This window comes from Chloroflexus islandicus, from assembly GCF_001650695.1.
In the GTDB taxonomy this organism is placed as follows: Bacteria; Chloroflexota; Chloroflexia; order Chloroflexales; family Chloroflexaceae; genus Chloroflexus; species Chloroflexus islandicus.
On record NZ_LWQS01000033.1, the window covers coordinates 15,496 to 29,329 of the forward strand.

Sequence of the window (13,834 nt, forward strand, 5' to 3'; positions counted from 1 at the left end):
CACCACACGGTTCGCAGGCGGTAGCTGCGCTGTCACACGCCGCCATCGATCACGGTTGCAGTGCGAGCATCAGAGCCGGTACAATGACAAAACTGAAACACTGGCAGGATAATGAATATGCTATGATGTCCTTGCAACTGTTGCCGATCACGCTATATCACAACCATCATCACTGCCTATGAAGCGCCGATTGCTGCTGATCCTGCTGATCATCGCTAGCCTCGCCAGCTTGCTGGCGCTTGCACCCGCCGTACCAGTACGCGCCGACCCAGCCACTCTCAGCGCCACTCCCACCAGCCTTGCCGCCACGGTCGAACTCGGCAGCACCGTCACCCTTAACCTCACCATCACTAACACCGGCAGCAATCCGATAACGCCGATGATCTACGCTGGTCTCCCGCCTGCTGCGGCGCCAGCAGCCCGAATGGCGCCGCCATCGCTCCCGGTGCCGCTGCCGCAACAGGCCGAGCGGATCGATCCCGATTTGCAAGCCGAACTGGCGAGCGGCCCTACCCAATTTCTGGTCTTTTTCGCCGACCGGCCTGATCTCGGCGAGGCGTTATTGATTCGTGACTGGGAAGCGCGTGGCGAGTATGTCTACCGCACGTTGGTCGAGCATGCCGAACGCAGCCAGCATGCCGTGCGTGCGATGCTCGACGCCGCCGGAGTGAGGTATAAACCGCTCTGGATCGTCAATGCGTTGTTGGTGGAAGGCAATGCCGCGCTGGCCAATGCCCTCGCTACCCACGCCGACGTGGCGATGCTCACCGCCGACCACGAGTTGCAGATGAGTGAACCGGTGACAACCGCCACCGTCTCGTGCAACGCGACTGCGAACAACGTTTGCTGGAACATTGCCAAAGTCAACGCTGACCGGGTATGGCGCGAATTTGGCGTCACCGGGGCTGGTATTACGGTGGCGAATATCGATAGCGGCGTCGTCTATACCCACACTGCCTTAATCAACCAATACCGCGGCAACCTCGGCGGCGGCAGCTTTGATCACAACTACAACTGGTTCGATCCGGTCGGGAACAACCCAGAACCGGTTGATTCGGGTATTCATGGCACCCATGTCATGGGCACGATGGTGGCGACCCCCCCCGGCCAACCGGCAATGGGCATGGCACCGGGAGCGAAGTGGATCGCAGCACGGGCGTGCGATAGCAGTAATTGCAGTAATAGCAATATTATCGCCGCTGCCCAATGGATGCTGGCCCCTACCGATTCGAGCGGTAACAATCCTCGCCCAAGCATGCGGCCGCATATCCTCAACAACTCGTGGGCATTCGAAAGTGGCGGCAACCCGATCTATGCCGGCTACACGGCAGCTTGGCAGGCGGCAGGGATTTTTAGCGTCTTTGCGGCAGGGAACATCATTGGCAGTAATAACTACACCGGCTGCGGCTCAATTGCCTCACCCGGTGATTATCCTGATGTGACAGCGGTTGGCGCGACCGATCAAAACGATTTGATAACCTCTTTCAGCCGGATCGGCCCCACGACCGATAACCGGATCAAGCCCGATCTGGTGGCACCGGGTTCCGGGATCATCTCAACGAAGTATAGCAATGACTACCAATCGTTATCCGGCACCTCAATGGCCGCGCCGCACGTTGCCGGCGCAGTGGCGCTGCTCTGGTCGGCAAACCCGCAGTTGATCGGCGATTACGCAGCAACCTATGCTATCCTCACCGGCAATACGCTGCCGATCACCAGTGACTCGCGGTATATGGGGGCTGCCCATACCGCCTGCCGGCCAACGACCGTTCCCAACAACATCTACGGCTACGGCAGGCTTGATGCTTTTGCAGCGGTGGCCGCAGCGCGGGTGCAAGTGCCGTGGCTGGTCTTGCCTGCCGCAGCGCCGGCCAGCCTCGCTAGCAGCGGTACGCAAACGATCGCGATCACGCTCGACGCGCGCAAAGTAGCCGGGCCGGGCATCTACACGGCGCGGGTGTTGATCTACGCGAACAATCTGACCGATCCGCCGCTGGCGATCCCGGTGACGATGACCGTGCCGGCGCGGCCAACCCACGCTACCATTACCGGCACGGTGACCGATAGCGAAACTGGCCAGCCCTTAAGCAGCACGGTGACAGTGGCTGATGGCGTGACGCTCACGACCAACGCGGCAACCGGCGCTTACACCCTTGTCGTACCCGGCGGCGTGGCCCAAACGCTCTCGGCGGCTGCCAATAACTTCGCGCCCCAAAGCCAGAGCATCACGCCCGCCCCCGGCAGCACAGTCACGCTCAACTTCGCGCTTGACCCGCTGCGGCCTAGATTGACCGTTCTGCAAGACCCCGTTCCTGCCACCGTTGACTTTAACCAGACAGTAAACGTAGCCTTACCATTACGCAACGACGGGAACATTCCGCTCAGCTACACCCTCCGGATCGACAACGAACCGTACGGCGTCTGGCGGAGCGACGAGCCGGATGGCCCAACCGGCGGCTGGATCAACCCGCCGCCGAGTCGCGACGTGCTGAACCTGTACGACGACGAGAGCAGTGGTGCGCTTGATCTTGGCTTTGACTTCCCCTTTGGCAATAACTATTACCGCCATATTTATGTTGGCGCCAACGGGATCATCGCGTTTGCGCCATTTGTGTCAGCCACGAACTATTTTAGCCCCTCGTGCATGCCGCTGAATGAAACCGGCGCACCGGCACTGACACCACTCCATGTTGATTTCAATAGCAGCGCCGGCGGCGAGATCAGCTTCGCTCACACCAGTGCCGGCGCACTGATTACGTGGGACGATGTACCGCTGTACGGCGCCAGCCGCCGGTTGAGCGTGCAGGCGTTGTTACAACCCAATGGGCAAATTCGTTTCCACTATCGCGATGTGAGCAATCTGCTCGATGCTGATGCAGGGGTGATTGGTCTGCAACTCGACGGTGCTGTCCAAACGATCGGATGCTCGTCCGGCAGCCATCCGCCTCTTAACCTGAGCAATGGCCTTGTGATCGAGCTACGCCCGCAAATCAATCCGCAGGCTTGGCTCAGTGCGGCTAGCAGCGGGAGCACGACGGTCGCTGTTGGCGCCACCAGCAATGCGCAACTCACGGCGCGCTGGATCGGCCCGATCTACCAGACCCAGCAGGCGCGATTGCGGATTATCAGCAACGATCCGCGCAAGCCAGTCGCAACCGCCCGTGTCCAGCTCAACGAAGGCGTACCAGCGCCGTATCAAGTGATCATCGTGATGGTCTATCGCTAACATGCAACGTTTTGGCGGTGGCGTTCGTCTGTTCTGCTACCAACATGCTTTGGCAGAGAGGACAGTACATCTGTATGGAACGCCACCGCAACGATGTCTTTGCGCCGATTGACATTGATCATGTGATGGAGCGGGTTGCCGGCGGCAACGAAACCGATGTCTACCGCAGCGACGATCACCGCTTCGTCGTCAAACTCAAAGGCGAACTCGGCAGCCGTGACGCCGCAGCGATGCTGGCCGATGCCCACCGCATGCAACAGGCGGCCCGGCGATTTGCTGCCTGCCTTGGCCCGCGCCACACCATTCCAACCTATTTCGTGCTCAGCCGCGACAGCGAGGGGTTTGTGCATGCGTTGGCGATCCAGCCGTACCTCGCTAACGCGCGCGTCTTGGCCGGCGTTGACTGGAAGTCAATTGATGCGGCCCAGCGCCGCCAGATCGGGCGCGACCTCCGCCACATTATCGCCCGCGCAGTGGGTTGCCTGTTCCGCACCGGCCATCTGCCCGACCTGTATGGCCGGGTTAGCGCCAGTGACGCCGAACGCAAGCGCCGCAAACAGTTGCGCTATCTCCCCGAACGGATTTGGAGCTTTCTGGTCAAGCGCACCATTCTGCATTCGCAGAACCTGATGCTGACTGCCGAGCAGCCGCCGCGCCTCGTCCTGATCGATTATGACGAGGTGCGGCGGAGCACGCTCTACCGGGTGATCTATTTTTTGACGAGGCTGATCTTGTTTGGACGCGATCTGATCGTCATCTGGTGGCGATTGGAGCGCGGATAAGGCCGAGCAGCCCCGCCGGTTTCACCATCGCTGCTCGGCCAATGGTCAAACTGTAAGAGCAGATGTTGGTGGCTTTTGCGTCTTTTCGTGGCTAGTTCCAATAGCGGCGATTGGAACGCGGATAAGGCCGAGCAGCCCCGCCGGCTTCACTAACGCTGCTCGGCCAATGGTCACACCACGCTCTGGTCACGAGCCACAAGACCCGGTGTTTATGGCTTTTGCGTCTTTTCGCGGCTATTCCCAACCATCATCACCGCACTTCACGCACGCCTCGCGCCAGATCAAGCAGCGCCGCCCGCCCGCCATTGCCCAGATCCCAGACCCACAGCGTCGTGAGTGAACGCTGGTTCTGAGCCTGCGGGCCGCGCGGCCCAGCGCCGACTTGCTCAACCGCGGCATAGACCAGTTGCTGCTTGCGCACCGTCGCCGGGCCAATCCCACCCAAACTCTGGCCGGTCGCCAACAACTCGCTGCGTTGCAAGCCGCGCCAGCGGTAGAGCTGGTAATCTTGCAGCAGATCGCTTGGGCACAACGTGGTAAGGTAGAGCAAACGCCCTTCGCTATCCCAACCGAGCGGGCGCGTCCAGAAGGGCCCTTCGCGCACCGGCTGCGGTGGCAACGCTTCTGGAGTGGCCGTAGGAATAGCTGTAGCCGTCGGTGTTGCCGTAGGCGGCTGCGGCGTTACCGTACCGGTTGGCGTGGCCGTCGGGGTGGCAGTAGGAGTCGCAGTAGGCACGCGCGTTGGCGTGGCCGTGGGAGGCGGCAACATCACCCGCTGCTCACCGATCCGCTCGACCAACTGGCCGGCGCTATCGAGAACGAGCAGGTCAGCGCCGGGGTCATCGGCGCGCAGCGCCTCGACGGCAACATACTCGCCGGAAGGGCTGGCGATCAGCGCGCCAAACCCACGGTAGCGCACGACCAGCCGGGCATCGGTCAACAGATCGGCTCCCACATCGCGCACTTCACCACTCGGCAAGCGTAGAAAGAGCGAGCTACGGCCATCAGGCGCCTCGGCGCGATAGATCAAGCGATTGCCGCTCAACCACTGCGGCGCAAACCGGCTCCACTCATCGAGCGCCGTCTCAACCCGCACCGGCTCGCCGCCGGCAACCGGCGCCGTGTAAACCGTCCACTGGGTCGGGACAGCGCCAGTCTCATCCACTGCAAACGCCACTGTGGCCCCATCGGGGCTAAAGACCGGATCGGCGCAACTGACGCCAACTTGGGCCAGCGGACGGGCCTCGCCGCCGGCCAGCGGCAACAGCCAGAGGGTGGAGGGAACCGCCAGCGTCGCATCTGCCGGATCAAGCCCCGCCTCAGCGCGGCAGAAGGCCAGATAATCACCGCGCGGGCTTACCGCCAGATAGGTCTCGGTTTCAGTGGAATTGGTCAAGTTGACCGCGCCGGCCAGCCGGGGTTGCATCCCTTCGCCCGCGGATGCCGCACCCGGATCAAGCCGCCAAATATCGCCGTCAAAGAGGATATAGAGCGGCTCTAGCTCACGGGGAGGCGCTCCCTCTGGCACTCGCAGCGTATCGCTCGCGATGCCAAAGGTCGCCGAACGAGCCACTGCCACCGACAACCGGTTCGGCGCCAGCGTCACCCGGAACGGAACCGGTTCAGCCAGCGGCAACAGAATCGTCGCACCGGTATCGGCCTGTGGATCAACCAGCACCAACGCCTGCGAGAGGGTCCGCGTGCCGGTAAAGGTGATCGTCTGGGCCGTAGCCGAGGCTGCAAACCGGTCATCGCGAATCCAACCGGACAGATCGATCTGCAAGGCATACGGCGCATTGAGAGCCGCCGTCGCCGGCACAATCCGAGCATCGGCCAAGGCAAGACAACTCACCGCAGCCCCGATTGGCGGCGAATTGGGGCTCAACTCAAAGAGGAGATCAAGCTGTTCAAAGGCCGGATTCCCACTCGCCCGCACCTCTTGCAATGCTGCCGAGAACCGGCTGGCCGGCAAACCGGCCACTTGCGTACAGTAGCTAAACCCAGCCAGCGCCGGATTGGGGGTCGGCGTCGGCGGTAACGGTGTTGCCGTCGGTGTCGCCGTGGCGGTTGGCGTCGGCGACGGGCCAAAGGTTGGGGTAGCAGTTGGCGTAGCAGTCGCCGTCGCCGTAGCAGTCGCCGTCGCAGTAGGCGACGGCGTGCCGGCCACAATCGTCTCAATATTCGAGATCCGCTCCTCCTCGCCAACAGGAATCAGATCGCATCCAGCCAATAAAACGCCCAGCAACACCAGTAACAGGTACGGGCGGGCAAAACGGAAACGCCTCACAAACGTCTCCTGTGTTGTACCCGGCCAATCACCGGATACAACGCTGACACAGAACCCAGCATCGGGGCTTACGAGCCATTCGGCAGCACGACTTTGATCCAACCGCGCCGCATGGCATAGACGACCGCTTGCGTGCGATCATTGACAGCCAGTTTCCGCAGGATCGATGAAATATGGTTCTTGACCGTCTGATTGCTAATATCGAGCAGGGTAGCAATCTCGCGATTAGTGCGGCCAGCGGCGACCAGCTCAAGCACCTCAAGCTCGCGCGCCGACAGCGGCGAGAAGACGGTCTGCGTATCATCATCGCCAACCATCTGGCGAAACGCTTCCAGCACCGTCGCCGCCACTTCCGGCGAGGACAACACCAAATCATTAATCGGATATTCGCCGCGCCGCACTTGCCGCAGCGTCTCGAGCAGTTCGGCAAATTCAATGCTCGGCGGGATAAATGCCGAGACGCCGGCCCGAATCGCCTTCACCACGGACGAACCATCATTCACCGGCCCAAACAAGATCACGGCAATGTGAGGGTGACTCCGCTTGATCGCGCGCGCCACTTCCAGCCCATGGACACCGGGCAGATCGATATCCATCAACACGAGATCAGGGTCAACTTGATCGACCATCTGGATCGCCTGTTGGCCATTGCCGGCTTCGCCCACCACCTTAAAATCAGGCGTGGCCGACAGCGCAAGGCGCAAACCGTCGCGAAACATCGATACGGTATGCACAATGATCAGCGTTGTCACACTCACAGCCAACTCCTCGACCACTGAAGCGGACGCCACCGCTACCGCATACTCATGGGCATCACAATATGAATGTAGCCATCTTGCCCCACCGGCTTGAACACCGCCGGACTTTGCGAACTCTGCATCTCGAAGGCGATCTGGTTCGAGCCGACCGCCGCAATCGCATCGGCCAAAAACTTCACATTGAGCGCGATCACGCCGCCTTCACCGGTCACACTCCCATCAAGCTCACTGGTATTATCGCCCAATTCGGCAGAATTGGCACTCAGAATGACCCGGCCCGGCCCAAACTCACCGGCTGGTTCGATCTTCAGTTTCACCACGTTTTGACTAGCGCCGGCAAAGAATGACGCCAACTTCACCGCTTTAGCCAACTCATTGCTGTCAAGCACTGTGCGCGTCAAATACTGCTGCGGGATAATCCGCTCAAAATCAGGAAACCTTCCCTCTATTAAACGTGACACCACCTCAATATTTTCGGTATGGAAGAGCACATGGCTGCCACCCGGCATATAGACCATCGCTACCTCAGCTTCAATATCGCCAATAATGCGGGCCAATTCGGCGAGGGTGCGCGCCGGGATGAGACAATCAACCGCGTGAGCCACCGGCTCGGCCACGTGGATCGTGCGCATCGCTAAGCGGAAACCATCGGCAGCGACCAGCGTGATCTGTTGGTCGCGGGTGCGCACCAGTACGCCGGTCAAGATCGGGCGCGACTCATCAGAAGCAGCGGCAAACGCCACCTGCTCAATCGCCTCGCGCCAGACCTCCGCCGGCAAGCTCACCAGCGGCGCGCGCGCGCTCACTGCCGGCAGCGACGGAAACTCGTCCGCATCAACCCCTTTGATATTGCTTACAAAGCGCCCGCACTCGACACGCAGCGTTTGCGTCTTCACATCAAGCGTCAACGTCACTTTATCATTTGGCAGGCCGCCCACCACGTCCGCCAACAACTTCGCCGGCACCGCCACCGCGCCGTCTTGCACCACATGCGCGCCAATCCAGCGGTTAATGCCCACCTCGAGATTGGTGGCAGTCAATTTCAAACGGCCTTCATCGGTTGAAAGCAAAACGTTCGCCAGCACCGGCAAGGTCGAGCTTTTACCTGCAACGGCATGGCTCACCGCGGCCAGACCGCGCTTGAGATCATCCTGCATGCATGTGAGCTTCATCATCGCTCCTTAGAAGAGACAAGCACAACCGCGGCGCTCACGCGCCGCCCACATCCGGGTGTGGCGCATTATAGCATATCGCGTTCGCTTATGGCAGCGCAAGCCGCGATCGGCCACCGGTGCTGTGCAAAGGTTGTGCGTTTTCGCAACAAACACCTTGACTTTTTTCAGAGCCGTGGTACCGTTCTATAGGGAAGAGATTTTAGACCGCGATGGTTGACGTAGCGATGGTCAACAGTCAGAAGGGATTCTTCGTATGGTGATTGCGACACGCCGCTTTGAATTTTCGGCCGCTCACCGGTATTGGCGCGATGATTGGAGCGCCGCTGAGAATGAGCGGGTGTTTGGGCCGTATACTAGCCCGTATGGTCACGGGCACAACTATATCCTCGACGTCAGCATCACTGGCCAGCTCGACGAGCGCACCGGCATGGTGATGAATATGACCGAGCTGAAGGCGATTGTGAACGAGGTGCTGGAGGAGTTTGATCATAAGCATCTCAATTTCGATACGCCATATTTTCGCGATCAGGTGCCGACGACTGAAAACTTTGTCCGGGTGCTCTGGCGGCTGATTGCCGCTCGCCTGCCGGCCCATGCCCGGCTGGCGCATCTGCGCCTCTACGAACAGCCCGATTTGTGGGCCGACTATGATGGGGTGGGTGAGACGCAATTCTCGCGCTTGTACATGTTCGCCTCCGCTCACCGGCTCCACGCGCCGGCGCTCAACGACGCCGAGAACCGCGAGATTTACGGCAAGTGCAATAATCCCAACGGTCACGGCCATAACTATACGCTGGAAGTGACCGTACAAGGCGAGATTGACCCGGCCACCGGCATGCTGGTTGATATGGCATGGCTCGATCAGACGGTGCATTCGGTGATCGATCCGCTGCACCTGCACCATCTCGATAACGAGATCGCCGCCTTCGCCGACCGGCCATCAACCGCCGAGAACATTATTGTCTATCTCTGGAACGAGCTCGCGCCGCGCCTAGCAGGCCGGCTTGCGCTGCTGCGGCTGTGGGAAACGCGCAAGAATATCTTCAGCTACGCCGGCCCGGTCTCAGTTCCCGCCTGATCGTTCAATCGTCTCGTTTTCGCCTGCCAGCGCGATCGTCGCGCTGCCTACCTCTGTAACGGAGAATTAGTTTTATGTCAAGTAATGGCAATGGCTATCACCACATCCACGATCACGATATTGACGAAGAGCACTACGACAGCCTGATCATTCCGGGTCGCGGCAAGATCGAGGGGATGTCGTTCAATTCAGACCCGCACATCGAAGAGGCGGTGCGCACGATCCTCGGCGCCATCGGTGAAATTCCCGACCGCGAGGGTTTGCAGAAGACGCCGTCGCGGGTGGCGAAGATGTATGCCGAATTGACCGCCGGCTACCATATCGACCCGAAGGCGCTGATTAACGGTGCGGTCTTCAGCGTCGCCTACGATGAGATGGTGCTGGTGACGAATATCGATTACTACAGCCTGTGCGAGCACCACATGCTGCCGTTTTTCGGCCAAGTGCATGTCGCCTACATTCCAAACGGCAAAGTGGTGGGGCTGAGCAAGATTCCGCGTATTGTCGAGATGTTTGCCCGCCGCTTGCAAGTCCAAGAGCGGATGACGGTGCAGATCGCCGATTTCATCAACGAGACGCTTGAGCCGGCTGGCGTGGCCGTCGTGGCCGAGGGTGTCCACATGTGCGGGGTGATGCGCGGTGTGAAGAAGGCAAATGCCCGTATGGTCACTTCGGCGATGCGCGGTGCGTTCCGCGAAGACCCCAAGACGCGGGCCGAGTTTATGGCGCACATTGACCGCAACCGGCAAGAGCGATAATACAGGCGCGAAGGGGGAAAAGGCGCCGTAGAGCCGGACGGCTGTCCGGCTCCGCAAAGGGCGCAGAGGGTATAACAATTGTCTGGTTCTGCCTTACTCTTCCTTGCATCTGTGCGCGTGGAGCGTTCCAGCGCCTCCCCCTAGTGTTCAAGGGCGGACTGAACCTCTACGCTCCGGCACCCGGCCCTGAAGGGCCGGGCTAGGCTTACGAAGCCCGCTGCGCGGGCTGCTGGCCCTCACCCCCAGCCCCGCTCCCACTGGCGCGGGGGCACGGGTGGCCTGAACCGCTGCTCCCGAACCCGGCCCTGAAGGGCCGGGCTAGGCTTACGAAGCCCGCTGCGCGGGCTGCTGGCCCTCACCCCCAGCCCCGCTCCCACTGGCGCGGGAAAGGGGAAGGCAGCGTTCAGCGTTGAGGCATCGCACCGCGATCAAGGTTGTCTCCTCAAACGTGCTGTTCACCCCTGAACCGCCAGTGGGGGGAATTGGGAGGAGAACCGAACGAGCAGAACTCTTCGCTGACACGCTACCGTGATCGAAGTGTTGCGTTTTTGCGTTAGAATCTTGGTGTCTCTGCGGTTGAACATTGCGTCTGTGAGTGAGAAGAATAGTACTATGCGATCAATCCTGATTACCGGCGCGTCACGCGGGATCGGCGCCGCCACCGCGCTGGCGCTGGCCCAACCCAACACCCGGCTGACCCTCGCCGCGCGCAACCGCGCGGCGCTGGAGGCAGTGGCGGCGCAAGCTACCGCTGCCGGCGCAGCATGCGTCGTGGCGCCATGCGATGTCACCGATCCTGAGCAGGTCGCCGCCACCGTGGCCCTCGCTGCCGGCGGCGGACGGCTCGATGTGGTAGTGCATAGCGTCGGCGGCGCGTTGGTGGCGCCGCTTGAGGCGATGAGTCTCGCCGAATGGGAAGCACACCTCCGCGCGCAACTAACCAGTCTTTTTCTAGTGGCGCAGCAGGCCGTTGCGCACATGGATCGCGGCGGACTGCTGATCAACATTGCCTCGGTTGCGGCCCGCCAAGCCTTTCCCGGCTGGTCGGCCTATGTCGCCGCCAAGCACGGCGCGCTCGGCTTTGCCGCTGCCATCCGCGAAGAGCTGCGCCCGCGCGGCATCCGGGTCTGTTCGGTGTTGCCCGCTGCGACCGACACTGCGATCTGGGATGCTATTCCCGGCGAGTGGTCACGGGCGAATATGCTGCAACCAAGTGATGTGGCTGCGACCATTGCGGCCATCGTTGCCTTACCGCCCTACGTGACGGTTGAGGATGTGACGATCGGGCATGTGGCGGGGCGGTTGTAAGCGCAGTTGGTGTAGCTGTGAAGAAACGCACAGACGTCGTGGCGTCTGTGCGGCGATGCAAGCAGCGAACGCCCCAACCGGCACTAACACTTACGCCGCGCTCACAGTGGTCACATCGCGGCTCAGCGAGCGCAGCCGTCCGCGGATCTCAGCGAGGCCGTCGCTGAATTGGGCCGTCACTTCATGTTTGCGGCGGATGGCCCCAGCAACATCACCTGCCGCCACTAAGGCATTGATGGCGTCGAAGGCGTCATTGAGTTGATCGAAGACGATGCGCAGCGTGTCGATCAACCCGGCCCGTGTTGCGATATGTTGTTGCAGCAGCGCATTGAGCTGGGCATGATCAGACGGCGCGAGCGCCCCCGCCAGTTGGGTCAACGCCGTGCTCGCCACCTTGATCGTGCGGCGCAACAATGCCTCTTCGTCGGCCCACGTTTCGCGGTCGTAGAGGTCTTTGAAATCGTTGTAGACGGTATCAAATGCATCACTAAAGCGGGCCGGATCGTTGGGCAACCGGCGCAAGCGGCTGCCGTACTCGGCCAGCACGCTATAGCGAGCCTCCCATTCGCGTAACAGCGCTTCCAGTTCGTCGATCAACGCCGTACCCGCCGCTTGCCGCCGCGCGATTGCCAACATCTGGCCAGCAGCCTCCGGCAGCGCCATCCCGGCTTGCAACGTCTGGTCAAGCGGGAAGGCAATGGCCGTGCAATCGACGGTACGGCTCAACAGCGTCGCTGCACCCCAATCCCAGCGTTCACTGACCATCGCCCGCGCCTCATTGAGCGCGAGATCGGCTTGGCCGTGGGCAAACAACCGCTCGAAAAAACGCGCCATCAGGATGCGCGCCGTCGTCACTTGCAACCGTTCGCGCATGGCCAGCACCAGCGGCACGCCGGCCTCAACCAACGCCTGCGCCAGTGGGCCAAAGGAATCGAAGGCCGCGCGAGCGGCGCTCTCGCAAGCCGCCAGCACAATCAGGCGCGGCGGCGAAGCCAGCGCAGCGACAGATTGAACCAGTCGCGCCGTCGTCACCGGATCGACCTTGCCGTCATCGCCTTCGAGGTAGAGCACCGCACCCGCCGGCGTCACCCGTCCGTGGCAGAGCAGGTACGCTACATCGGCTTCGGCCCACGCTGCGGTGAGGGCAGCTAACGCCGGCGATTGTGCACCGCTGATGAACGCGGTTACGGCGCATTCGGCGCGCTCGAAGAGTGACTGAGCGGCAGTTACATCAGCCTGATCGATCGGATCAAGCCCAAATGCCGGCAGGTCTGGCGGTGAAGCAGCGCCAAACACGACCCGCAACGGACGGCGGTCAGATGGTTGCGGCCCGCCCCAGCGTTGCACGGGGATGAGGCGCGCAAACGGCGTATCACCCAGCAATGCCAGCGGTTGCCACTGAGCGCCAACCGGCCCATAGAGCCGTTCCCATGCTATCGCGGCCAATGCCGCCGGCGCCGGATCAAGATCGAGCCGCACGCGCAGCAATTGCCCGCTGGCGCGCACCACCGCCAATGCTTCACCGACAAATTGGGCCAACGTTGGATCGGCAAAGAGACTCTGGCCCAAGGCCAACCCATACGCATCAGGATCAGGAACCGCCAGCAACGCGGTTTGATCCAGCCGGGCCAACCCACTGACCCGTGGGCCATCAACGATCTCTAATTCGACGGCATATTCAGCCGGCGCTGCGCCGCCGCGCACCCGGATCAGCAATGTCTCTTGCGCGCCGCGCGCACCGGTTAATAGCACAATCTTGCTCCGCTTCTTTGAAATTAGTGGGCAATACTGCCGGCTGCCGCCTCTTGCAAGGCCGTTAAGGCATCAACACCGCCTTGCCGGTAGGCCAGCCAAGGCATCGCCGGTTTCGGCTGCGCTTGCACGTCAGCCAGCGCCTGCTGCCACTGGGCCAACTCGGCAGCCAGCGCCTGCTGCCACATCGCCGGATCGGCGCTGCGCAAACGGCGGCGCACCGCCATCAACGCCGCCAGCCGGCCCTCATCGTACTTCACGCCGCCGGTTACGCGCCCATCACGTTGCAACTGGCACCACGCCGCGCCACCGGTGCTCGCCATCACTGCCTGTTCGGCGGCAGCCAATTGTTGTTCAAGGATTGCCATCAGCGATGCGGTCATGACAATTGCTCCAGATAAGCACGCAACCACGCCAGAGTATCAGCATTGGCATAGTGGCAGACCGCCGCACCGTCATCGTAGGCGTCAATCAAGCCAGCCTCGCGCAGCACACGCAGATGTTGGGAAATCGTGGACTGGGCATGCGGGCCATCGTCGGGCATATGCAGCAGGATCTGGTTGCCGATGCAGCCGGGGTTACGCATCACGTAGCGGAGGATCTGCACGCGCGCGGGATGACTGAGCGCCTTGCACAGCAGCGCCAGTCGCCGGTCGTCTTGCTCGAGCGCATGTTGGTACGCCGTGGCCATCGTTGGCCTCCTTTCCGCG

At 61.5% G+C, this 13,834-nt stretch carries 11 protein-coding genes; 5 read left to right on the forward strand and 6 right to left on the reverse strand.

Annotated features, from left to right (window positions below; genetic code table 11):
* Window positions 1-178: 178 nt before the first annotated feature.
* Both A6A03_RS02300 and A6A03_RS02305 read left to right on the forward strand, forming a co-directional pair.
* Window positions 179-3,226: a S8 family serine peptidase gene (locus A6A03_RS02300; protein WP_066783182.1), complete on the forward strand. Its 3,048-nt coding sequence runs from the start codon at window positions 179-181 to the stop codon at window positions 3,224-3,226.
* 74 nt (window positions 3,227-3,300) lie between these two features.
* On the forward strand, window positions 3,301-4,008 hold the full coding sequence (locus tag A6A03_RS02305) for a hypothetical protein (RefSeq protein WP_066783184.1): 708 nt from the start codon (window positions 3,301-3,303) through the stop codon (window positions 4,006-4,008).
* A gap of 250 nt (window positions 4,009-4,258) precedes the next feature.
* Here A6A03_RS02305 and A6A03_RS02310 read toward each other — a convergent pair whose 3' ends face one another.
* The 3 genes from A6A03_RS02310 to dnaN all read right to left on the reverse strand — a co-directional run bounded on the left by A6A03_RS02310 (window position 4,259) and on the right by dnaN (window position 8,225).
* Window positions 4,259-6,295: a TolB family protein gene (locus A6A03_RS02310; RefSeq protein ID WP_066783186.1), complete on the reverse strand. Its 2,037-nt coding sequence runs from the start codon at window positions 6,293-6,295 to the stop codon at window positions 4,259-4,261.
* Between the two features lie 68 nt (window positions 6,296-6,363).
* Complete coding sequence (locus tag A6A03_RS02315; RefSeq protein ID WP_066783187.1) at window positions 6,364-7,053, reverse strand: LuxR C-terminal-related transcriptional regulator; 690 nt, start codon at window positions 7,051-7,053, stop codon at window positions 6,364-6,366.
* Between the two features lie 35 nt (window positions 7,054-7,088).
* Entirely contained in the window at window positions 7,089-8,225 is a 1,137-nt protein-coding gene (dnaN, locus tag A6A03_RS02320) for a DNA polymerase III subunit beta (protein ID WP_066783188.1), read from the reverse strand.
* 256 nt (window positions 8,226-8,481) lie between these two features.
* On the opposite strand from dnaN, the gene A6A03_RS02325 reads away from it, so the two are divergent.
* The 3 genes from A6A03_RS02325 (at window position 8,482) to A6A03_RS02335 (ending at window position 11,372) form a co-directional block, all read left to right on the forward strand.
* Window positions 8,482-9,306, forward strand: coding sequence for a 6-carboxytetrahydropterin synthase (locus A6A03_RS02325; protein WP_066783190.1), 825 nt, complete (start codon window positions 8,482-8,484; stop codon window positions 9,304-9,306).
* A 74-nt stretch (window positions 9,307-9,380) separates the two neighbouring features.
* On the forward strand, window positions 9,381-10,064 hold the full coding sequence (folE, locus tag A6A03_RS02330; protein WP_066783192.1) for a GTP cyclohydrolase I FolE: 684 nt from the start codon (window positions 9,381-9,383) through the stop codon (window positions 10,062-10,064).
* 612 nt (window positions 10,065-10,676) lie between these two features.
* Window positions 10,677-11,372, forward strand: coding sequence for an SDR family NAD(P)-dependent oxidoreductase (locus A6A03_RS02335; RefSeq protein ID WP_066783194.1), 696 nt, complete (start codon window positions 10,677-10,679; stop codon window positions 11,370-11,372).
* A 90-nt stretch (window positions 11,373-11,462) separates the two neighbouring features.
* Here the strand turns inward: A6A03_RS02335 and A6A03_RS02340 are convergent, their stop codons facing one another.
* Genes A6A03_RS02340 through A6A03_RS02350 form a run of 3 tightly spaced genes read right to left on the reverse strand, consistent with a single transcriptional unit; the run spans window position 11,463 to window position 13,815 of the window.
* Window positions 11,463-13,124, reverse strand: a complete 1,662-nt coding sequence (locus A6A03_RS02340; RefSeq protein WP_066783196.1) for a CHAT domain-containing protein — start codon at window positions 13,122-13,124, stop codon at window positions 11,463-11,465.
* A gap of 23 nt (window positions 13,125-13,147) precedes the next feature.
* Window positions 13,148-13,507: a hypothetical protein gene (locus A6A03_RS02345; protein ID WP_066783198.1), complete on the reverse strand. Its 360-nt coding sequence runs from the start codon at window positions 13,505-13,507 to the stop codon at window positions 13,148-13,150.
* Window positions 13,504-13,815, reverse strand: a complete 312-nt coding sequence (locus A6A03_RS02350) for an ArsR/SmtB family transcription factor (protein WP_066783199.1) — start codon at window positions 13,813-13,815, stop codon at window positions 13,504-13,506. The genes A6A03_RS02345 and A6A03_RS02350 overlap by 4 nt, the downstream gene beginning before the upstream one ends.
* Between the last annotated feature and the right edge of the window lie 19 nt (window positions 13,816-13,834).

Coding starts and splice junctions, on each gene's coding strand:
- A6A03_RS02300 (WP_066783182.1), top strand. CDS start 179: ATGAAGCGCCGATTGCTGCTGATCCTGCTGATCATCGCTAGCCTCGCC.
- A6A03_RS02305 (WP_066783184.1), top strand. CDS start 3,301: ATGGAACGCCACCGCAACGATGTCTTTGCGCCGATTGACATTGATCAT.
- dnaN (WP_066783188.1), bottom strand. CDS start 8,225: ATGAAGCTCACATGCATGCAGGATGATCTCAAGCGCGGTCTGGCCGCG.
- A6A03_RS02325 (WP_066783190.1), top strand. CDS start 8,482: ATGGTGATTGCGACACGCCGCTTTGAATTTTCGGCCGCTCACCGGTAT.
- folE (WP_066783192.1), top strand. CDS start 9,381: ATGTCAAGTAATGGCAATGGCTATCACCACATCCACGATCACGATATT.
- A6A03_RS02335 (WP_066783194.1), top strand. CDS start 10,677: ATGCGATCAATCCTGATTACCGGCGCGTCACGCGGGATCGGCGCCGCC.
- A6A03_RS02345 (WP_066783198.1), bottom strand. CDS start 13,507: ATGACCGCATCGCTGATGGCAATCCTTGAACAACAATTGGCTGCCGCC.
- A6A03_RS02350 (WP_066783199.1), bottom strand. CDS start 13,815: ATGGCCACGGCGTACCAACATGCGCTCGAGCAAGACGACCGGCGACTG.